The following is a 20,613-nucleotide window of genomic DNA, read 5'->3' as shown; positions in this document are numbered from 1 at the left end:
GGCCTTTTACCCATCGACCTGCCGGCGGCGTCAAGGCGAAGTGTCCGCCACTCCAACTGGTCGTATGCACCGTGACCTGATGTCGATGACGTGGCTCGACGGGTTGTTCCTCCACTGGCCCGTCGACCCGGCCCTCGTCGAGGAGCGGATTCCGGCGGGGCTCGACGTGGCGACCTACGACGGCGACCCGTGGCTCGGCGTCGTCGCCTTCGAGATGCCGGAGATTCGGCCCCGAGGCTCGCCAATCGGACTGGGTTTTCCCGAGGTCAACCTTCGAACCTACGTCGAACCGAGCGGCGGCGGCGAACGCGGCGTCTACTTCTTCAACCTCGACGCGGGCGACGTTCTCGGCGTCGCGATGGCGCGCCTCTTCTTCGCGCTCCCGTACTACCACGCCGACATGCACGTCTCGCGGGACGGCGACGAGGTTCACTTCACTCACCGACGAACCAACCCGCACGCGAGGCCGGCAGAGTTCGACGCCGTCTACCGGCCGACAGGGTCGGTGGCCAGTGCCGAACCCGGGTCGTTAGACGAGTTCCTCGTCGAGAACTACCGGTTCTACACGGAACGAAGCGGGCTCTGGTACTGCCCGATTCGCCACGACCCGTGGCCGTTGCAGGACGCCACCGTCGAGGTGCGGGCGAACACGCTGTTCGAGGCCAACGGGTTCGAGAGACCGGCTGGGGAACCGTTGGTCCACTACGCAGGAGAACTCCACGTGACGGCCGACCGACTCCACCGCGTCTGAGCGAGACATGAAGTGGAGAGACAATAGCACTCAGGAGACGATAGAGCACTCACGACCAGAATATATAATATATCCGATATAATTATCGGGGCGTCGCTCGTTCTGTCCACCGATGGCAGAGGACACGCTCGGATTCGACTCCCTGCAGGGACCGGCCACGTCGGTGACTATCGAACTCGACCCGGAGACCGGCGGGATTCGCATCCGCCGAGAGACGGCACTCGGGACCGTCACCGAGTACGTCGACCGATGACGACGGCGGCACCGGGACCCGACTCGGTTCACGGAGCCGAATCCGCCGGGCGAGAGACCGTCGGCCCCGTGCTCGCTCGATTGGCGCAACCGACCACAGAGGAGACGACACGCATCGCCGTCGTCGCCGACCCGCACGTCACGCCGACAGCAGAAGGGACGTGGAAGGTGTATCACCGGACGGAAGCGCGGTTCAGAGCGGCTATCGACGTCGTGAACGACCTCGGACCGGACGCGACGCTCTTTCTCGGCGATCTGACCAAAGACGGCGCACCCGCGGAGTTCGCCCTCGTCGACGAGATTCTCTCGGGACTCACCTCGCCCGCCGTCGCCGTCCCGGGGAACCACGACGTACCGAAGCAGTGGGACGAGTACGAGACGCCCACCGTCGACAGTTTCGGCGACCGCTACGGCCGAGGTCGGTATCCGTTCCGCGTCGCCGTCGGCGGACTCGACCTCGTCTGTCTCGACAGTGCGACTGGCGACGGCGACCTACGAGACACGCACGTCGGGCGTGTCTCCGAGGCACAACTCGACTGGCTCGACGACACACTGGACACCCCGACTGACGCACGGACGACACGGACACCCGTCGTCGCCCTCCATCACAACCTCCTGCACGCGCGGCGACACACCGGTGAGTTCCCGGACGCAGCGTTCTACCGTCTCCAGAACGCCGACGCCCTCCGCGCGGTCCTCTCTCGGCACGGCGTTCCACTCGTCCTCTCCGGACATCTCCACTGGCCCGCCGCAGCGACGCGCGATGACGTTCGAGAGCTACTGGCTCCGGCCACGTGCTCGTTCCCGCAAGCGGTGCTCGTCCTCGACGTGACCGACGGTGGAACGACCGTCCGTCTCGTCCCCATCGCCGACCGTGAGGGCGTCGCCGAGGCGTACACGCACGCACGGACCGGGAGCGCCCACGGGCAAGGAGTCGCCGAACACGCCGAACGTGGCTACTTCGGTGACCTTCCCGCGTTCGTCGAGGGGGCGGCGAGCGAGTCGCAGGAGACCGACGTGCCGGGTTCGGCCGTCCGGTGGTCCCGATGACGGAGACGCCCGAGCTCCTTCGACTGGCCCAGCGGCTGACCCGACCCGTCCTCGACGCTACAACCGTCGTTCGCCGTGAGCGTCGCCGCTCTGTCGACGAGCGGGAGTCGTTCGAGACCTTCGGCCGACGAGTACGCCGACTCACACCGGACGCTTCGGACCCGTCGCTAGAGCCACTCAGTGGGAGGCTTTTACCCGGTGTCAGCGGCGTCCGGAGTGGTCCGACGTTGGCAGCGGTGCGTACCAGCTACACCGAGACGGTGATGGCGGTTCCACACTACCGCGAGGAGTACGACGACACGCTCGAAGAGAGTCTCACCGTAGAGTTCGGCCGCGAAGTCGCCGAAGCGGTCGTCGCCGGCGACACGCTCTCGACGGAGCTACAGGACGCACTCCTGACGGCTGCAGCACTCGCTCGCACCGAACGCGACCAGTTTGTCGAGCGTATCGACGCCGAGGACGCGTCACTCGCCGCAGTCGTCGACGGCGTTCGGCGACTGGTCGTCGACCTCGGAACGCTCGACGACACGCCGCTCCCCGACCGGTCGTTCGACGAGTTACGCGCCCTCGACCGGGAAGTCGCCAGTCTGGAACGCCAGTGCGACCGACTCGTCACCGACCGGCAGGCGTCGATTCGGTCGGCCGCCCCCGCCTCGACCGACCCCTCGCTTCAGGCGTACCTCTATCAGCACGAATCGACTAGATACCCGGTGTTGACGTGTCTCGCCGACCTCGGTGAGGTGCTGACACAGGCCCGCCGTCGCGTCCAGCGTCAGTTGACGGTGACTGCCTGAGCGTCGACGCTGGACGTTCCAGAATCGACAGCCAGCATCCGATTCTGCCACGAGTCGGTGCAGGGTACTTATATCGACGCCGACAAAACGGGCGAACATGAACCGTCTGCATCCTCGTGTTCAGCTAGTGTGGATGCTTCGTTCGGCTATCGGCGCGACTGTCGTCGGCGTCGCCGCCTTCTTCCTCAACCGAGCGACGCTCGAACTGCCCGTCTTCGTCCCCGTCGGCCTCTTCGCCGTCCTCTTGGTCGTCGGCATCGGGTTCGCCGCGCTTCGCTATCGACTCTGGGGCTACGAGGTGCGTGGAGACTCACTCTACCTCGAACGCGGCGTCCTCACCCGCGTGCGAACGGTCGTCCCGTTCGTCCGCATCCAGCACGTCGACTCCGCGCGCGGCCCGGTCGAGCGAGTGCTCGGCCTCGCCAGTACCGTCGTCTACACGGCTGGCTCTCGCGGTGCAGACGTTCGCGTCCCGGGACTCACCGCCGACGGGTCCGACGAGTTACAGGACCGCCTGAAAGGTCTCGCTATCCGGGCCGAGGGTGACGACGCGGTATGAAGCTCTCGCCGCTCTCGGTCCCCTACAAGGCGGCCCAGAAAGGCGGAAGCATCGTCTTCACGCTCGCGTTCGTCCTCTTCTCGGGTGCGTCTGCCTTTCTCGGCAGTATCGGTGGACCGCTCGTCGCTATCGGACTACTCGGCCTCGTCGTCGTCGTCCTCGTCGGCTACGAGACGCTCTACTACCAGCGCTACGACTACGACCTCACGCCGGACACCTTCGACATCCGGTCGGGCGTCGTCTCGCGCCGGAACCGCGAGATTCCGCTGCGCAGGATTCAGAACGTCGACATCAGTCGAAACGTCGTCCAGCGCGTGCTCGGCATCGCCGCACTCGACTTCGAGACGGCCGGCGGCAGCGACACTGAAGCCGCGATTCGCTACGTCACCTTCGAGGAGGCGAAACGGCTCCAGAGCGAAATCGCTCGCCTGAAACGCGGCGACGCCGAGGACGCACCCGAGGTCGAATCCGACGAGTTGTTCGCGCTCTCGGACCGCGAACTCGGCATCGTCGGCGCGCTCTCGTTCGATCTGCGCGGGCCGGGCATCCTCTTTTTCCTCCTCTCGGGGTCGATTCCGGTCGTCTCCTCGTTCTTCGAGTTCGGTGTCGAGGCGACGCTGCTCGCGCTCGGTGCCGTCGCCGTCCTCGCCGCCGTCGTCCTCGTCTCGTGGCTCGCCGGGTTCGCCCTCGCCGTCGTCAACTACTACGGCTTTCGCCTGTCGCGGACGGACGACGAACTGCTGTACGAACGCGGGTTGCTCCAGCGCTACGACGGGTCGATTCCGTTCGACAAGATTCAGACGCTCACCGTCGAGGACAACCCGCTCAAACGACGGTTCGGCTACGCCACGCTGGCTATCGAGACGGCCGGATACGCCCCGGGTCAGGGCACCCAACGCGGGTCGGAGGCGGCGGTGCCGCTCGCCGAACGTGACCGCGTGCTCTCGCTCGCCAACGACATCGAGGCGTTCGGCACGCCCGAGTTCACTCGCCCGCCCAAGCGCATCCGGCGGCGGTACGCCGCGCGCTACCTCATCGTCCTCGGCGTCGTCACTGCCCTCCTCTTCGGCGTGAACACGCTCCTCGGCGCGTCACTTCCGTGGTACGGGCCGCTCGCCGTCCTCCCACTCATCCCGATTGCCGCCCACTACAAGTGGAAACATCGCGGCTACTGGCTGGGCGAGAACCACGTCGTCACGCGAAACGGCTTCTGGAAGCGACAGACGAAGGTCGTCCCCTACTACCGCATCCAGACGGTCATCGACTCCCGGACTATCTTCCAGCGTCGCTGGCACGTCGCCACCGTCACCATCGACACTGCAGGGTCGCTCTCGCTCTCGAATCAGGACGCCGCCGCCGTCGACGTGGAGGCGACGGACGCCGAGCGAATTCGTGGAGCGTTAGAGGACCGACTCGTGACGGCGGTTGCGGAGCGTCGTTCGCACCGGCGGCAGGCGGCACAGCCGTTCATCGGGCCGGTTGAACCGGACGTGCCGGCAGAAGAAAACGGCGGCGAGTCGGCGGACGGAGACGCGGTCGACTCCGAGAGCAGTGAACAGACAGACACAACCTCCAGAGATTCTGACCCGAGTAGTGTCTAAGGACGCGGAGTCAGCGTCTCGCCGCCTGTAACCCGGTGAACATCGAACCGGCCGTCGTCTTCGGATACTTCGACACGGTCGTACACCTGCACGCGGTTGAAGTCTTCGCGTGATGTCCACGTGTTGAGACAGCCGGACCTCTCGTCACGGGATGCAAAGTCGGAACCGCAGACGCCGATTCCGTAGTTGACCCGCTTGTTCTGCCGAGCGAGCGCACGGTGAAACGACTCCGAGACCACCGGATAGTCGGTGTCGTCGACGAACTCGGCGTACTCCTCTGCGACCCAACTGTCGATAGCACCGCGCTCGACGGGGTGACTCAGAGACGCGTCGAGGACTTTCTCGGAGTGCAACTGCCCGTCTTCGTGCTCGTGTTCGACCGAGATCCACTTCCACTGAATGTAACCTCGCTTTCGGAGACCGACCATAGAGAGACAACCGCTGACTGAGGCGAGACCGATAGTCGAGAGACACGCAAGCAACGTTCGTCTGGAGGACATCGTCTCACCTCCGAAGCGGGTGAGCAAAAAGCTACAGATCTGTACCGTCTTCGAAGACCTGAAACTCCACCGCGCGGCCGTCCGGGTCGTCCGCGAAGAACTGGTAGATGTCGTACTTCTCGTTCAGATGCGGTTCCTCACGAGCGGCGTCGCCGACGCGCTCGTGCATCGCGTCGACTGCATCACGAGCGTCGTAGACGAAGGTCACGGTTCCACCGTCGTCGGTGTGGTCGCGGGCGCAGAAGCCGAAAAGCAGGTTGTCGTGCTTGAGAATCGTGCAGTCGGGCTGTTCGAGCCACGTCTCCGCGCCGACGACGGTGGTGTAGAAGTCGACGACTGCGTCGTGGTTCTCTGTCGCGAAGAAGACGATGCCGGGCATACCGAGGTGGTCGCTCGCCGTCGACTTAACTGCTCAGTGGGGCGATAGGGTGTTCTCTCAGTCTCGCCGTCTGAACCGTCGGACCACCATCGTCAACCCCTTCACCGTCAGCAGACTCGCGACGGTCACCGCGGCGAGGCGTGCCTTCCCCAGCGAGGACGCCATCCGGACCCAACTCCCCCACATCGTCGTGGGCGTCTCCGCTTCCTGCCCGGCGTGCTGGACGGCGTGTACCACGTCGTCCGTCGTCACGCCTTCGTCCGCGTCGATGACGACTTCGTGTTCCTCGTCGCCGTCTGAAATCGTCACCCGAATCGCCCCGTCGTCGAGTTCGTCGGCGGGTTCTCTCTCGGGTTCGTCGACGGAGTCGCTCGCTGTCTCGTCGGGAGAGTCGTTCTGCACCTCTTCGGTGGATTCGGCTTCGGTTTCGACTTCCTCACTGGCTTCGGCTTCCACCTCTTCACTGGCTTCGGCTTCTTGGGTCGGTTCGTCCGCTTCCTCCTCGTCGACTGTCGTCTCCGCTTCCGGTTCGTCCGACGTCTCTTCCTCGTCCGCGTCGCCGCCGAGATGCGAGTACCGGTCTTTCTTCGACATTACGAGACCACCGCCTCCGTCTCGTCGTCGGCGTCCAACTCGATGATGAGCGTCGCGAGGTCACGGTACGCGTCCAAGAGCGACTCCTGATATTTGCGCAGACCGTAGTCGTCGTGTTCGGCGTACCGGAAGATGTCGAGGTGGGCGTCCCACGCCTGTTCCATCACGTTGTAACTCGGAATGGTGATGGGGAGCACCTCGACGCCGTCGACGTCCTCCAACGACCCCTGAATCTCCTGGTTCAGAATCGACCCGTCGACTTTGTTCGGGAGGACGCCGATGACGTTCAGCGAGAAGTCCGGTTGCGCGCGCTGGAGTTGCGACTCGATGGCAGTGACCGTCTCGACGACACCGCCGATGGAGCGCTCGCCCTTCCGCGTCATCTCCATCGGAACTAACACGTTGCCACTCGCGATGAGGGCGTTGTCCACCAAGAGGTTCAGCGTGGCGGGCGGGTCGATGAGGATGTAGTCGTACTCGTCTTCGATCTCTGCGAGTTTCGACCGAAGTAGGAACTCGGCTGTGGAGATCTGTTGGGCTCGAACCGTCGTTTCGAGCGACGCGAGCGACTCGTGTGCCGGGGCCAAGTCGAACAGTTCGTCTTCGATGATGACCTCCGAGAGGCCGACGTCGTCGTCGAGCAAGACGTCCGACAGCGTGACCTCGACGTCCCCGTTCTTCGCGTCTTGATAGCCGGCGTGGTCCGTGATGCTCGCCGGTTGCGGGTCCAAGTCGATTATCAGTACGTCTTTCCCCTGTTCGCCGAGTGCAGCGGCCAGATTCAGCGTCGTCGTCGTCTTCCCGACGCCACCGCTCTCTGACCAAATCGTGATTACAGTCATGGTTTCTGATTCGAGGGTTGGATACGAGTTGCGTCCAACAGAGTATGAATCACCCTATCCGACCAGTCGTAATAAAACACACCACGTGCGAGTAGTCCGAGGAAACGACCGTCGCCGCCAGACGGGCGAGACGGAGTACGCGGCGACGCTCTCCTCGCTCGTTGCTCTCCGCTACTCGCCGCGAGCGTCGTCGATGACGTCGGAGAACCGCTGTGCCTGTTCGGTGATGGCCTCGAAGTCGCCCGCTTCGACGGCGTCGTTGTCGACGAGCGCACTGCCCGCACCGACGACGATGGACCCAGCCTCGATGAAGTCGGCGGCGTTGTCCACGTCGACGCCGCCGGTCGGCATGATGGGAATCTGCCCGAGCGGACCTTTGATGCTGCTGATGTGACCCGGGCCGAGCGAGGACGCCGGGAACACCTTCACGAAGTCCGCGCCGCGCTCGTAGCCGCGGAGCGCTTCGGTGGGCGTCATGACGCCCGGTGCGACGAGTTTGCCGTAGCGGTTGGCGACGTCGATGACGTCCTCCTCCAACGTAGGCGAGACGACGAACTCCGCACCCGCGAGAAGGGCCGAACGGGCCGTCTCGCCGTCGAGGACGGTTCCCGCGCCGATGATGGTTTCCGACTCGCCGAAGGACGCGGAGACGTCCGAAATCATGTCCATCACGCCGGGCGTGTCGGCGGTGAGTTCGATAGCCGTGACGCCGCCTTTCTGGAGGGCGTCGGCGACGTCGATGACCGTGTCCGCGTCCGCGCCGCGCATGACGGCGACGACGCCGCTGTCTACGAGTCGCTGCATATCCGCGTGTTTGTCGAGAGTCGTCATTCGAGCGAACGTCGTCGGGGAGTACACATAAAAACCGGCGACGCCACGCAGGTTCGCCGCGACCGTCGCTCTATATCGTGCTATCTGTTCCCGTGACAGGACGCGACACGCTCAAATACTGAACGGCACTTACCTCAGGTGAGCGTGGCCGGGGGGTCCCCCGGCCCGCCCACGTTATGACAGCACACATCGACCTCGAACGGCTGTATCGCGAAGTGATTCCCTCCGTCGTCTCCATCTACGTGAGTCGCGACGGGCCGGGGATGGGCTCCGGTTCCGGATTCGTCACGGATGGGAACCACGTCGTGACGAACCAGCACGTCGTCGGCAGCGGCGAGAACGCCGACGACGTGGAGATTCGATTCAGCGACGGCAGTTGGCGAACCGGCCGCGTCGTCGGCACCGACGTCTACACCGACCTCGCCGTCGTCTCCGTCCCGACGCTTCCGGAGACGGTGGACCCCCTTCGAATCGCCAGCGAGAACCCTCGACCGGGGCGACAGGTCGCGGCACTCGGTAACCCCCTCGGCCTCGACGGGTCGATTACGACCGGTATCGTCTCCGGAGCGAGTCGGTCGATGCCGACGTCGAACGGCTTTGCGATTCCGGACGTGGTCCAGACCGACGCCGCCATCAACCCCGGCAACAGCGGTGGCCCACTCGTGGGTGTCGTCGACAGCGACGACGAAACAGACCCAGACCCCGCGTACGAAGTCGTCGGCGTCAACCGCGCCCGACAGGGTGACGGCATCGGCTTCGCCGTCTCACCAGCAATCGTCAACCGAGTCGTCCCGGCGCTCGTCGAAGACGGCGAGTACCGCCACTCGTACTTGCGGACCAGAACGCTCGACGTGACACCGACCGTCGCGGAGGCAAACGAGTTAGACCACCCCCGTGGCGTCCTCGTCGTCGACGTGGGCGAGGGAGTCGAGGGTGACGACCTCCGCGGGTCGCGCTACACCCGGACGGTCCGCGGCCGCGAGATTCCGGTCGGAGGGGACGTCATCGTCGGTATCGGCGGTCAGGAGGTTCACACCCACGAGGAACTGATGCGTATCCTCATCACCGAGACGAGCCCCGGCGAACCGGTCGAAATCGACGTGCTCCGCGACGGAGCGCCAGCGACGCTCAGTCTCGTCCTCGGTGAGCGCCCACAGCCAAAACGCCGCCGGAGTCGACGAGGGCGGAACCGCCGCAACGGACGAAACCGCGACGACGGGGGCGGACGCATCCCCATCGACTGAACGGAAACCACTCGGTCCCCCACGGCCCTCCACCGACGACAGTTTTTGTACGAAGACGGCGCCACCTCGGTCCATGCCTGTCGACAGCGGTTCGCTCTCACTCGTCCTGTTCTCATTTCTCGTCTCCGGTCTCGCCGTCGTCACCGTCGGTGCTGCGGCCACCGCGTGGCGAACCGAGAACCCCCGTCTCGAACGAGTTGGGTGGGTGCTCGCGCGACGGGCAGGGACGCTTCTCGGTGGTATCGGTCTCTTCGTGGCCGGAGTCGTCGCGTTCTGTGTCGCCGTTTCGTGGCGAGTGCTCGACGTCGTCTGGGTCCTCGAACTGTTCGCGCCGCCGACGGCGCTGTACGTCCTCGTCTTGGTCGAACGAGGCGTGCGCGGCCTCGTTTGCGGATGAGAGTAGGGCGACTCAGTCCGTCCGCGGAATCGTCACCGCGCCCGCCGCGAAGAAGACGAGCGCGAGCACGGAGAGAATCGCGAGATTCGTCACCACGGCCCCGATGGCGTCGCCGCTGTAGGTCAGGCCGCGGACGCCGCGGGCGAAGTAGGTCAGTGGCGAGAGGCCGACGAGAGGACGGAACCACGAGGGCAGCAGGTCCGGCGTGACGAACGTCTCCGACAGGAAGAGCAGCGGAAGTGCGATGGCGTTACTCGCGGCGACGACGCCGTCTTGGGAGTCCGCGAAGTTGCCGAGTAGCGCGCCGATACCGCAGAAGAGCGCGACGCCGACGGCGACGAACGGAATCAAGAGCAACGTCGCCGGTTCGAGCGGGACGGACACGCCAGTGACGACCACCGTCAGGCCGAGCAGGAGCAACCCTGCGAGGCCGATGACGACGACGTTGACGAGCGTCTGTGCGAGCAGCCACTCCCAGCGTTTCAGCGGCGTGGTCGCCAACTTCTCGAACTGGTTGCCGTCGCGGTGGCGGGCTATCTCGCTGCCGACTCGCGAGAGCGGTGTGAAGAGCACGACGACGGCGAGGTAGCCCGGGATGTAGTACGCTGGTGGTTCGGCGAAGATGCCGCCGCCGGTCGGTTGCGTCTGGACGAGTCCCGCGAAGATGGCGACGATGATGACCGGGAAGAAGAACGTGAAGAAGACGGCCGTGCGGCGACGGAGGAACGAGTGCCACCCCGCGCGCGTCGTCGACGTGATGCGCTTCAGTCGGCTCATTCGGCACCTCCCGTCGGCGCGGCAACCGCTCGTGAGCGTCTCCCCTCGAACGTCTCACCGGTCAGTCGCAGGTACACCTCTTCGAGGCCGGGCTGTTTCCACGTGAGCGAGTCGTATTCCACGCCCGCCCGTTCGAGCGCCTCGACAGCGGGACCGATGTCTCGCGGGTCGACATCGTGGAAGGTGAGCGTCTCCGCGTCCGCCTCGACGACGAATCCCGCGTCGGCGACGGCGTCGGTTCCTGCCTCGGTACGGACGACGAGGCGCGTCTCGCCGCCGTACTCGGTCACAAGGTCTGTCGGCGACCCGACGGCCGCGAGCGACCCCTCGTTCAGCAGGCCGACCCGGTCGGCGAGTCGTTCGACTTCGTCCATCGAGTGGCTGGTGAGAAAGACGGTCGTGCCGCCGTCTGCGAGGTCCTCGATGAGTCCCCACAGCGCCCGGCGTCCGGCCGGGTCGATACCGGTCGTGGGTTCGTCGAGGAAGAGTACGTCGGGGTCGTTGACGAGCGCCGTGGCGACACAGACCCGCCGTTGCTGGCCGCCAGAGAGGTTCTCGTACCACGTGTCGCTCGCGCCGTCGAGGCCGACGTCTGCGAGGACAGCCTCCGGGTCGCGCGTCTCTTCGTACAGGCCCGCGTAGTAGGCGACGAGTTCTCGCGCGGTCAGTCGCTCGGGAGGGGTGAACGACTGCGGGAGCAGGCCGACGCGTTGGGTGTCGACGTCGCTCGGTGGCGTGCCGAGGACGGTGACCGTCCCGTCTGCGTCTGTCGTCCCGGTCAGTGCTCGGACGAGCGTCGTCTTGCCCGCGCCGTTCGGTCCGATGAGACCGAACACCTCGCCTTCGGCGACGGAGAGCGAGACACCGTCCAGCGCAACCGTGTCGCCGTACGTCCGGCGGACGTCGTCGGCGACGAGTACCGCATCCATATCTCACCCTGCCCGCGTTTCGGAGGTAAGGCTTCCCTTTCGGTGGGCGGATTCGACTCGCGTTCCAATCCGGATGTCTCACCGACGGCGCTACGTCTGGTCGCTGGCGACGAACGCGTCTCTGACGCGCTCTGCCTGTGCACGCTCCGCGAAGGACAAGTAGATTTGACCGTCCCACTCGTCGGTAGCGATGGCGTCGGCCAACGAGGGCGCGATACCGAACCGGCCCATCTCCTCGCCGTCGTACGTCTGGACGATTTCGAACGCGTCGACGTTCTCGGAGACGCCGGCCGAGCGAACGGTCTCGGCGACGTCTGCCGTCGCCGACTCGGTCAAGGCGACTGGGAGAGCGGCCGCCCCGGCGCGACTCGATTCGACGGGCCCGACCCGTTCGAGGTCCTCCCCGTCGAAGAGGAGATGGTCGGTGTCGGGGCCGTGCAGTCGAACCTCGAACGTGGCGCTGGGGTCGGCAGCGATACGGTCGGCGGCGGCCGTCTGGTCGACGGCGGTCGAGTCGTCACTCGCTGGGAGACTCCCGGCACAGCCAGCACTCAGTGCGAGTACCGACGTGCCAAGAGCGCCGAGGAGGGTTCGTCTGGAGGGCTGCATGACTCGAAGTTGTCAGACAGAATAGAAAATAGTTGCGACGCTCGAGGTTCAGGGCTTCACGAGAATCTTCACCTGGTCGCTCTGGTCGTCGAGCAGCGACTCGAAGCCGTCGTCGACGATGTCGTCCAGTCCGATGCGGTCGGTGATGAGCGGTTCCGGGTCGAGTGTGCCGTCCGCGAGCATGTCGATGACCATCCCGTACTCCTCGTCGGCGCGCGGCCCGCCAAGATACGCGAGCGTCCCCGTAATCGTTCGCTCGCCGAGGACGATGTTGTTCGGATGCGAACTCACCTCTCCTTCCCAGATGCTCACGACGGTCATCGTTCCGCTCGGTCGCACGCTCTGGAGTGCCGCCTTGTACGTCGGTTCGATACCGGCGACTTCGAACGTGACGTCGACACCGCCGCCCGTCTCGTCGGTGATGAACTCGACGGCGTCCGTCTCGGTCGGGTCGATAGTGTCCGTCGCCCCGCAGTCGACGGCCCGGTCACGGCGGGCCGCCCGAGGTTCGGAGACGTAAATCTTCCCTGCGCCTGCTGCCCGCGCGGACTGGATGACCGAGAGGCCGATGGGACCGCTACCGAAGACGGCGACGCTGTCACCCGCTTGCAGGCCCGACCGGCGAACCGCGTGCAGGCCGACGGCCAGCGGTTCGACCAGTGCACCGTATTCGAGCGGGACGTCCCCGACGAGCGGCACGGCCTGCTCGGCGCTGACGACGACGTTCTCGGCGAACCCGCCGTCGCCGCCCGAGAGGCCGGTGAACCCGATGGAGTCGCAGATGTGGTAGTTCCCCTCTCGGCATTGGCGGCACTCGCCGCAGTAGAGGATGGGGTTGATGACGACGGCGTCGCCGACGGCGAGGTGGGTTACACCGTCGCCGACGTCGCTCACCGTTCCGCTGTACTCGTGGCCCATCGTGACGGGTGCGACGTCGCCGGAGATGGGGTGCGGTTCTCCCTCCGGGATGAAGATGGGTCCAGCGGCGTACTCGTGAAGGTCCGACCCACAGATGCCGCAGGAGTCGACGTCGACACGAACTTGACCGCTCCCGAGTTCGGACTCGTCGATGTCCTCTACGCGAATGTCACCTCGGCCGTGGTATCTCGCTGCTTGCATAGCACCAGATACTAGCGCCAATAATAGTTAACAATTGGCGTGCTGACGGGCGAGACGGATTCGGCGTCCGCTACGGCCGGTCGAGGAGTGCAGCGACTACGACCGGTCGAGCAGTTCATCCACGTCGATGGTCTGACCGCTCTCGGCGGCGTCGTACGCCGCTTCGGTGAGTGCCGTCACCTTCAGCGCGTCCTCGGCAGGTATCTCTAACTCGACGTCACCGCGGATGGCGTCGACGAAGTTCTGCAGTTTGCGACGGGTGATGTCGTCGAATCCGGGGTCGTCGGGCGTCGCCGTGTAGGTCGTCCCGTTTTCGATGACGCTGATGGTCTCGCCGTCGAAGCTGATTGTGCCGTCGGTGCCGAGGAGTGTCAGCATCTCGCCGGGAGCGGGCGAACTCTGCCCGGCACCGGAGACACCGATACTGGCCGTGATGTGTCCCTCGCCGTCGTCGCGTTCGAGCGTCGCCGCGAGGGCGCTGTTGACGTCGACGTCGTGGCCGCGGTTGTCCACCGTCGCGGCGACGGAGACGGGCGTGCTCCGTGTCGACCAGAGGAGGGCATCGAGGAGGTGTGACCCCGAGTCGTAGAGTTGGCCGCCGCCGGAGAGGTCGGGGTTGCTGCGCCACTGGTGTTGCGTCCAGCGAATCCACTCCTGTTCGAGGTAGCACGTCGCCATGTGCACCTCGCCGATACGACCGTCGTCGACGAGACGACGAATCTCGGCAAACCGTGGGTCGAGGTGGCGCTGGTAGCCGACTGCGAGCACGAGGTCACGGTCGTCTGCGAGGTCGATGAGATGCTGTGCGTGGTCGACGCTCGTCACCATCGGTTTCTCCAGGTGGACGTGGACGCCGTGTTCGAGACAGGCTTTCGCCTGCTCGTAGTGGAGCGTGTGCGGGGTGACGATGCAGGCGGCGTCGACGTGTTCCTCGTGAAGCATCTCCTCGTAGTTCTCGTAGGTCGGAACGCTGAGTTCGTGGGCGAACGCCGCGCGAGCGTCGTGCGAAGGGTCCGCGCCGGCCACGACTTCGACGTCGTCGAGTTCCGCGAGCAGACGAAGTTCTAGCCGACCGAGGTCACCGACACCGATTCCTGCGACTCTGAGCATGAGGAGTCGGCGCAGGGGGCGAGCAAAAGTCTGCTGGAGGTCTGGAACCAGAGTGCCGCGGCGCGAGAGCTTTTGTCCCTACCCGCAGAGAGTCGAACCATGAACTATCGACGACTGGGTTCGACGGGGACGAAAGTTTCGGAACTCTGTTTCGGCACGTGGCGCTTCGGGATGGAGTCGGGCGACGTCGTAGAGACGGGCCGAAGCGAAGCACACGACCTGTTGGACACGTTCGAGGCAGGCGGCGGCAACTTCATCGACACGGCGAACGTCTACGGTGCACCTAACGGCACGAGCGAGGAGTACATCGGTGACTGGCTGGCGGAGCGTGACCGAGAAGATTTCGTCCTCGCCTCGAAGGTCTACTTCCCGTTCGACGGGTGGGGCGAACCGGGCCCGAACGACTCGGGGCTGAGTAGAAAGCACATCCGAGCGCAGATAGAGGGCACCCTCGACAGACTCGGGACAGAGTATCTCGACGTCTACTACATCCACCGCTGGGACGACGAGACGCCTATCGAGGAGACGCTCTCCGCGCTCACCGACCTCGTCGACGAGGGGAAGGTCAACTATCTCGGAGCCTCGACGATGGCCGCGTGGCAGTTGACCAAGGCCCTCTGGAAGTCGGACGTCAACGGTTTCGAGCGCTTCGAAGTGACCCAGCCGATGTACCACGCGGCCTACGAGGAAGTCGACGACTACCTCGACGTCTGTGCAGACCAGGACCTCGCGGTCTGTCCGTACTCGCCGCTCGCCGGTGGCTTCCTCACCGGCAAGTACGAGCGTGCTGACGACGGGAGCGCCGTCGGCCCCGACGGGTCGCGTGCCAGCCTCGTCGACTACTTCCAAGACGCCTACGTCTCGGAGACGAGTTGGCGCGTCCTCGACGCCGTCGAAGCCGTCGCCGACGAACTCGACGCGACGCCCGCACAGGTCGCCCTGCGCTTCCTGATAGACCAACCCGAGTTCACCTGCATCCCTATCGTCGGTGCGCGGACGACCGAGCAGATGGAGGACAACCTCGGCGCGACGGAGATTTCGCTCTCGGTCGACCAGTTCGAGCGCATCGCGGCGGCACGCAACGACGAAGACGACGACGAATAAGGGATTTCCGCGACTCGCACCTTTTTTGAGCCGGCCGTCGACTGTCGACTATGGACTATCGACGACTGGGTTCGACGGGGACGCAGGTCTCGGAACTCTGTTTCGGCACGTGGCGATTCGGTCGAGAGACGAACGGCGTCCTCGAAACCGACCGCGAGCAGGCACACGAGTTGCTGGACGCGTTCGACGCCCACGGTGGGAACTTCATCGACACGGCGAACGTCTACGGAAGTCCCCACGGAACGAGCGAGGAGTACATCGGCGATTGGCTAGCTGGGCGTGAGCGCGAAGACTACGTTCTCGCCTCGAAAGTATACTTCCCGTTCGACGGGTGGGGCGAACCGGGACCGAACGATTCTGGATTGGGTCGAAAGCACATCCGAGCGCAGATAGAGGGAACCCTGGACCGACTCGGGACGGAGTATCTCGACGTCTACTACATCCATCGCTGGGACGACGAGACGCCCATCGAGGAGACGCTCTCGACGCTGACCGAACTCGTCGACGAGGGGAAGGTCAACTACCTCGGGGCCTCCACGATGGCAGCGTGGCAGTTGACCAAGGCCCTCTGGAAGTCCGATGTGGAGGGTCTGGAACGCTTCGAAGTGACACAGCCGCTGTTCCACGCGGCTTACCGCGACGACGTCGCCGACTACCTCGACGTGTGCGCCGACCAAGACATCGCCGTCTGTCCGTACTCGCCGCTCGCCGGCGGGTTCCTCACCGGGAAGTACGAACGCGCGGACCCGGACGACCCGAAGCAGGTGAAGGCCCCCGACGGGTCACGCGGGAGCTTCGACGACCGGTTCTCGAACTTCTACCTCTCGGAGCGCGGGTGGGAAGTGCTCGACGCGATTCGAGCGGTCGCCGACGAGAACGACGCGACGCCCGCACAGGTCGCCCTGCGCTGGCTGATGGACCAAGAAGCGTTCACCTGTGTGCCCATCGTCGGCGCGCGGACGACAGACCAGTTGGAGGAGAACGTCGGCGCGGCCGACGTCGACCTGAGCACCGACCAGTTCGAACGAATCGCGGAGGCGCGCTACGCAGAGGACGGGTCGCGGTGGGGTCACCGGAGCTGAGGACGGTTCGCACACCACCCGAAGACACTTGTTTCGAGCGTCTGAGTCGCCGACAATGACCGACCGGAACGCGGTTCGCCGCGGCTACGACGCGCTGGCAGAGGACTACCAACGAGCACGGGGAGAGAGTGAACACGACGAGCGACGCTTGGACAGCCTCGCCGAACGGCTTCCGACCGACGCTCGCGTCCTCGACGCCGGGTGTGGCGATGGGCGTCCCGTCTCGACACGATTGGGTGAGCACGACGTCGACGTCGTCAGTCTCGACTTCTCTCGGTCACAACTGAGTCTGGCGAGCGAGCACCTATCGACCGAATCGCTCGCGCAAGGAGACATGACGTCGCTTCCCTTCGACGCCGACTCGTTCGACGCGGTCTGTGCGTTCGGTTCGTTCATCCACATCCCCAAGAGTGAACACGAGGCGGTGTTGCGAGAGTTCGAGCGTGTACTCGAACCCGATGGCTGGCTCCTGTTCACGACTGGGTGTAGCAACTGGGAGGGACGGAACCCCGACTGGTTGGAGAGCGGCGTCGCCATGGAGTGGGACATCCTCGGCGTCGACGAGACACACGACCTGTTAGAAGGCGTCGGGTTCGCCGTCGAAGAGACGTGGGTCTTCGCCGACGAACTCGACGACGGGAACGACGACTCGAAGTTCCCGCTCGTGTTGGCGCAGGTCGCTCAGACTTAGAGTTTTTCTCGGACGCGCCGCGTAATCTCGTCGACATCGTAGTCGTCCTCTGCTTTGTCCCACACAGGGTCGCCACCGACGTCGACACGGAGGACGCCGTGGTCGCCCGTCACCAGCGCCACCGAGTCCAGTTGCTCGCCGAACTGACTCAGGAGCGCGTGCTGGATGTCTTCGGCGCGGTTCAGGAAGCCACAGGGAACGCAGTACTCGATGCTGACTGAAGTCACAGTCGGACGTTAGCGGCGGCGCGTCAAAAAGTGCGGTCGTCGGCTCGTCGGTTCGTCGGTTCACTCCCCGCCGACGGTCGGTCGCCACAGCAGGAGACCGACCGCACCCAAGAAGGCGACGGTAGAGATGTCGTAGGGCCACGTCGTCGCGGCGACGGCGACGGCCGACCCGCTCCCGAAGATGCTCGCGACGATAGAGCCGAGGACGGGCCACGCACAACTGACACACGAGAGCAGGCCGAGCGCACCAGAGATGCTGGCGGTCACGGCGTCGATGACCGTCGCGTAGACGAGGTACGCGAGTGCGACGTAGCCCACGACTTTGTACGGCATCAGGATGACCATGACCCACGCGCCTTGGTAGACGAGCGACGGTCCCCACCCGGGCGGGAGCATCCGCACGTCGAAACTACCGGCCGCCGCCGTCGCTCCGTGGCTGTGGGTGTGGCCGTCGGTGATGAGCGCGGCGAGCGGGCTAGAGTGACTCGGCCCGAGGACGCCGCCGACCACGGCGAGCAGAAGGAAGTAGCCCGCAGCGACGAGAATCGCGAGACGTCGCGTCCGCGGGTTCGAGGGCGCGGGGTCGGTCTTCCAGATTGCGTAGAGACCGACGTTTATCCAGAGAAAGCCGTAGAAGATGAACCGCCACGACTGGATGCGGACGGGTTCGACGAGGAGATAGAGGAGGACGACGAGGAGTTCGGCGTTCAGCACTGCCGCACCGACGACTAGCTCTTGCCGCGAGGGCCGCCAATCGCGTGGGGTGAGGGAAGCGAGAGACATGGTTCGAGAGAGGCGAGCACTCAGACCGCGAGCGTGTCGATGACGATGGCGAGGAGCATGACGCCGAGGTAGGCGTTCGAGGCGTGGAACGCGCGGAACGCGGCGGCCTCGGTCTGCTCGTAGTGAAGGCGGACGACGGCCCAGAGGAACACCGCGCCGACGACGACGCCCGAGAGGACGTACACCCAACCGAGCGCCTCGGAGGCGGCTAAGGCACCCGCCGCGAGGAACGTCGCACCGAGGTACCAGAGGATGTGGCGTCGGGTCGTCGTCTCGCCACGGACGACGGGCATCATCGGGAAGCCGCCGCGTTCGTAGTCGTCTTTGTACGCCAGCGCGAGGTTGTAGAAGTGCGCGGGCGTCCAGAGGAAGATGACCGTCGCGAGCGCGATGCCACCGAGGCCGACCTCTCCAGTGACGGCGACCCAGCCGATGAGTGCCGGGAGCGCGCCTGCGGCACCGCCGAGAACGGTGTTCTGGACGGTGTTCGGCTTGAGGATAAGCGTGTAGACGACGCTGTAGAACAGGATTGCGGCGAGACCGAGTACTGCCACGAGGAGGTTGACCGACGCGAACAGTGCCAGCGAGATGGCGGCGAGAGCGACGCCGAACGCGATGGCGTGGCTGACGGGGACGAGGTCCGTCGCCAGCGGCCGGTCACTCGTCCGTTGCATCCGGCGGTCGATGTCGCGTTCGAGGATGTGGTTGAACGTGCCGGAGGCGCCGATGGAGAGTGCACCGCCGCCGAGCGTGGCGAGGACGGTATAGATGTCGAGACCGGGGCCGCTCGCCAGCGCCATCCCGGCGGAGGCGACGAGACAGAGCAGCCACATCAGCCGCGGTTTCATCAGGCGGAAGTACGCGTTGGCAGTCGCCTTCGCCCGAGCGACGGGTTCGGTGGGGATGGTCGGCTGGTGGTCGTCGGCCGGCGGCAGGTCGGGTTCGGGCATGGTACCAGACGCGTCGTTGGCATCGCCGGTCTGGGCTTCGAGTGTCCACGCGAGCGCCGCGACGAGGCCGGCGAAGATGGCCATCGCGACGGCGAGGTGAAGCACGGAGAGGGTAAACGTCGCGCCGCTGGTGGCGACGACTGCGCCGACGGCCGCTTGGACGGGGTAGAGCAGGACCGAGACGCCGAGGGCGGCGCGGACACGTCGGGATTCGCCGCGTCGCCAGCCGACGACGGCGGTGGCGACGACGAGGAGGCCGACAACGAAGGCGACGAGTCGATGACCGAGGGCGACGTAGCCGTCGGTAGTCGTTGGGAGGGTCCAGCCGTCACCGCAGACGGGCCAGGCGGTACAGGCGGCGGAGGCGTCGGTGATTGCCGTCGTCGCGCCGACGGCGAGGAGGAGATAGACGCCCATCGCCGTCGCAGCGAGGAGGCCGGCGAACCGGTCGGGTGTCTCTGTGTCTGACACGACTAAGTCACTTGCATGGAGGTTAGGAATCGCGGTATTTAGGCGACGCGCTTCGTCGCTCAGTCGGACGCTCGTCCGCCGACGCAAGTCCGGCGACACAACCCCGAGTCAGTAGGTATTTACGGGTGTTGTCCTAACCCTCGATAAGCATGAAAGGCAAGCGTTTTGCGCTCATTTCGGTCCTCTCGGCGGCGCTCCTCGCCTTCGCCGTCGAACCGGTCGCGGCGCAGTCGACGTCCATCGACCTCATCAACGGGCTAAACGAGCGGTTGCTGTTGATCGGGGTGCCGATCACCATCTTGGTGGAGGTCATCCTCATCTACACCGTCTTCAAGTTCCGAAACAACAGCGACCCGAAGCCGACGCGTGAGAACCGCCGGCTGGAGATCACGTGGACCATCGCGACGGCCATCATCCTGCTGTTCGTCGGTGTCGCCTCCTACGGCGTGCTGGCGAACCCGAACATCACCTACATGGCCGACCAAGAGGTCGCTCCCAACGAGGGCGACGTCGTCGTCGAGGCGACGGCGTTCCAGTGGGGCTGGAACATGACCTACCCCGAGGAAGGCGGATTCAGTTCGGGAACGAACATCGTCGTCCCCGCTGACCAAGACGTCTACTTCGTCATCACATCAGACGACGTCATACACGGCTTCGCCGTGCCCGAACTCGGGCTGAAGCAGGACGCGATTCCGGGTCAAGAGAACGTCATCAAGACCGTCCCGACCGAACCGGGCACCTACCAGGGCTACTGTACGGAGTACTGCGGTGTCTCGCACTCGCAGATGTACTTCACCGTCGAAGTGCTCCCGCAAGACCAGTACGACCAGTGGGTACAGGAGCAGCAGGCTTCGGCCAACGAGTCGTCTGGTAACTCCTCGGCTTCAGGAAACTCGACCGCATCGGGGAACTCCTCGGCGTCCGGTAACTCGTCGGCCAGTCTCGCCGCACTCGCGAACTAACTACC

Annotated in this window: 25 protein-coding genes; 12 read left to right on the top strand and 13 right to left on the bottom strand. The window is 65.2% G+C overall.

Features of this window, described 5'->3' with window-relative positions:
• Nucleotides 1-64 precede the first annotated feature (64 nt).
• From BM083_RS11695 to BM083_RS11675, 6 genes are all read left to right on the top strand, one after another.
• Complete coding sequence (locus tag BM083_RS11695; RefSeq protein WP_245756884.1) at nt 65-751, top strand: YqjF family protein; 687 nt, start codon at nt 65-67, stop codon at nt 749-751.
• Between the two features lie 112 nt (nt 752-863).
• Entirely contained in the window at nt 864-1,004 is a 141-nt protein-coding gene (locus BM083_RS23310; RefSeq protein WP_177197614.1) for a hypothetical protein, read from the top strand.
• Nucleotides 1,001-2,053, top strand: a complete 1,053-nt coding sequence (locus BM083_RS11690; protein WP_089869583.1) for a metallophosphoesterase family protein — start codon at nt 1,001-1,003, stop codon at nt 2,051-2,053. The genes BM083_RS23310 and BM083_RS11690 overlap by 4 nt, the downstream gene beginning before the upstream one ends.
• Complete coding sequence (locus BM083_RS11685; RefSeq protein WP_089869582.1) at nt 2,050-2,847, top strand: DUF7260 family protein; 798 nt, start codon at nt 2,050-2,052, stop codon at nt 2,845-2,847. Before BM083_RS11690 ends, BM083_RS11685 begins: the two co-directional genes overlap by 4 nt.
• Nucleotides 2,848-2,944: 97 nt before the next feature.
• Nucleotides 2,945-3,406: a PH domain-containing protein gene (locus BM083_RS11680; RefSeq protein WP_089869579.1), complete on the top strand. Its 462-nt coding sequence runs from the start codon at nt 2,945-2,947 to the stop codon at nt 3,404-3,406.
• Nucleotides 3,403-5,007 (top strand): PH domain-containing protein, encoded by a 1,605-nt coding sequence (locus BM083_RS11675; RefSeq protein ID WP_089869577.1) that lies wholly within the window; start codon nt 3,403-3,405, stop codon nt 5,005-5,007. The genes BM083_RS11680 and BM083_RS11675 overlap by 4 nt, the downstream gene beginning before the upstream one ends.
• On the opposite strand, the gene BM083_RS11670 is transcribed toward BM083_RS11675, so the two are convergent.
• The 5 genes from BM083_RS11670 to BM083_RS11650 form a co-directional block, all read right to left on the bottom strand.
• Complete coding sequence (locus BM083_RS11670; protein ID WP_089869574.1) at nt 5,004-5,507, bottom strand: hypothetical protein; 504 nt, start codon at nt 5,505-5,507, stop codon at nt 5,004-5,006. The two genes, BM083_RS11675 and BM083_RS11670, sit on opposite strands and share 4 nt — an antisense overlap.
• 31 nt (nt 5,508-5,538) lie before the next feature.
• Nucleotides 5,539-5,886, bottom strand: coding sequence for a glyoxalase (locus BM083_RS11665; protein ID WP_089869573.1), 348 nt, complete (start codon nt 5,884-5,886; stop codon nt 5,539-5,541).
• A 57-nt stretch (nt 5,887-5,943) separates the two neighbouring features.
• Nucleotides 5,944-6,480 carry a hypothetical protein gene (locus tag BM083_RS11660; protein ID WP_089869572.1) on the bottom strand — a complete coding sequence of 179 codons (537 nt, stop codon included), beginning with the start codon at nt 6,478-6,480 and terminating at the stop codon, nt 5,944-5,946.
• Nucleotides 6,480-7,322 (bottom strand): ParA family protein, encoded by an 843-nt coding sequence (locus tag BM083_RS11655; RefSeq protein ID WP_089869571.1) that lies wholly within the window; start codon nt 7,320-7,322, stop codon nt 6,480-6,482. Before BM083_RS11655 ends, BM083_RS11660 begins: the two co-directional genes overlap by 1 nt.
• Nucleotides 7,323-7,493: 171 nt before the next feature.
• Nucleotides 7,494-8,153 carry a bifunctional 4-hydroxy-2-oxoglutarate aldolase/2-dehydro-3-deoxy-phosphogluconate aldolase gene (locus tag BM083_RS11650; protein ID WP_089870072.1) on the bottom strand — a complete coding sequence of 220 codons (660 nt, stop codon included), beginning with the start codon at nt 8,151-8,153 and terminating at the stop codon, nt 7,494-7,496.
• A gap of 176 nt (nt 8,154-8,329) precedes the next feature.
• On the opposite strand from BM083_RS11650, the gene BM083_RS11645 reads away from it, so the two are divergent.
• Entirely contained in the window at nt 8,330-9,397 is a 1,068-nt protein-coding gene (locus BM083_RS11645; protein ID WP_089869570.1) for a S1C family serine protease, read from the top strand.
• Nucleotides 9,398-9,470: 73 nt separating this feature from the next.
• Nucleotides 9,471-9,794, top strand: a complete 324-nt coding sequence (locus BM083_RS11640) for a hypothetical protein (protein WP_089869569.1) — start codon at nt 9,471-9,473, stop codon at nt 9,792-9,794.
• A 12-nt stretch (nt 9,795-9,806) separates the two neighbouring features.
• On the opposite strand, the gene BM083_RS11635 is transcribed toward BM083_RS11640, so the two are convergent.
• From BM083_RS11635 to BM083_RS11615, 5 genes are all read right to left on the bottom strand, one after another.
• Complete coding sequence (locus tag BM083_RS11635; protein ID WP_009365941.1) at nt 9,807-10,571, bottom strand: ABC transporter permease; 765 nt, start codon at nt 10,569-10,571, stop codon at nt 9,807-9,809.
• Nucleotides 10,568-11,500 carry an ABC transporter ATP-binding protein gene (locus BM083_RS11630; protein ID WP_089869568.1) on the bottom strand — a complete coding sequence of 311 codons (933 nt, stop codon included), beginning with the start codon at nt 11,498-11,500 and terminating at the stop codon, nt 10,568-10,570. The genes BM083_RS11635 and BM083_RS11630 overlap by 4 nt, the downstream gene beginning before the upstream one ends.
• 90 nt (nt 11,501-11,590) lie before the next feature.
• Nucleotides 11,591-12,109 (bottom strand): preprotein translocase subunit SecD family protein, encoded by a 519-nt coding sequence (locus BM083_RS11625; RefSeq protein ID WP_089869567.1) that lies wholly within the window; start codon nt 12,107-12,109, stop codon nt 11,591-11,593.
• A 48-nt stretch (nt 12,110-12,157) separates the two neighbouring features.
• On the bottom strand, nt 12,158-13,228 hold the full coding sequence (locus BM083_RS11620; protein WP_089869566.1) for a 2,3-butanediol dehydrogenase: 1,071 nt from the start codon (nt 13,226-13,228) through the stop codon (nt 12,158-12,160).
• Between the two features lie 96 nt (nt 13,229-13,324).
• Entirely contained in the window at nt 13,325-14,338 is a 1,014-nt protein-coding gene (locus BM083_RS11615) for a Gfo/Idh/MocA family protein (protein WP_089869565.1), read from the bottom strand.
• Nucleotides 14,339-14,437: 99 nt separating this feature from the next.
• Between BM083_RS11615 and BM083_RS11610 the strand changes: the two genes are divergently transcribed.
• From BM083_RS11610 to BM083_RS11600, 3 genes are read left to right on the top strand one after another with little or no spacing between them, the layout of a single operon-like run.
• Complete coding sequence (locus BM083_RS11610; protein WP_089869564.1) at nt 14,438-15,442, top strand: aldo/keto reductase; 1,005 nt, start codon at nt 14,438-14,440, stop codon at nt 15,440-15,442.
• A gap of 50 nt (nt 15,443-15,492) precedes the next feature.
• Entirely contained in the window at nt 15,493-16,524 is a 1,032-nt protein-coding gene (locus tag BM083_RS11605) for an aldo/keto reductase (protein ID WP_089869563.1), read from the top strand.
• A gap of 55 nt (nt 16,525-16,579) precedes the next feature.
• Nucleotides 16,580-17,215, top strand: a complete 636-nt coding sequence (locus BM083_RS11600; RefSeq protein ID WP_089869560.1) for a class I SAM-dependent methyltransferase — start codon at nt 16,580-16,582, stop codon at nt 17,213-17,215.
• Here BM083_RS11600 and BM083_RS11595 read toward each other — a convergent pair.
• The 3 genes from BM083_RS11595 to BM083_RS11585 are packed head-to-tail and all read right to left on the bottom strand — an operon-like array spanning nt 17,212 to nt 19,592.
• Complete coding sequence (locus BM083_RS11595; RefSeq protein WP_089869557.1) at nt 17,212-17,442, bottom strand: Rdx family protein; 231 nt, start codon at nt 17,440-17,442, stop codon at nt 17,212-17,214. The genes BM083_RS11600 and BM083_RS11595 overlap by 4 nt on opposite strands.
• A gap of 60 nt (nt 17,443-17,502) precedes the next feature.
• Entirely contained in the window at nt 17,503-18,225 is a 723-nt protein-coding gene (locus BM083_RS11590; RefSeq protein WP_089869555.1) for a DUF7546 family protein, read from the bottom strand.
• 20 nt (nt 18,226-18,245) lie between these two features.
• Nucleotides 18,246-19,592, bottom strand: coding sequence for a heme o synthase (locus tag BM083_RS11585; RefSeq protein WP_089870071.1), 1,347 nt, complete (start codon nt 19,590-19,592; stop codon nt 18,246-18,248).
• Between the two features lie 203 nt (nt 19,593-19,795).
• Here BM083_RS11585 and coxB point away from each other — a divergent pair, with 203 nt between their 5' ends.
• Complete coding sequence (gene coxB / locus BM083_RS11580; protein WP_089869553.1) at nt 19,796-20,608, top strand: cytochrome c oxidase subunit II; 813 nt, start codon at nt 19,796-19,798, stop codon at nt 20,606-20,608.
• Nucleotides 20,609-20,613 lie beyond the last annotated feature (5 nt).

Origin of the sequence: Halogranum rubrum (genome assembly GCF_900114455.1) — an archaeon.
GTDB classification, from domain to species: Archaea; Halobacteriota; Halobacteria; order Halobacteriales; family Haloferacaceae; genus Halogranum; species Halogranum rubrum.
This window is presented reverse-complemented; position numbering and strand designations above follow the sequence as displayed.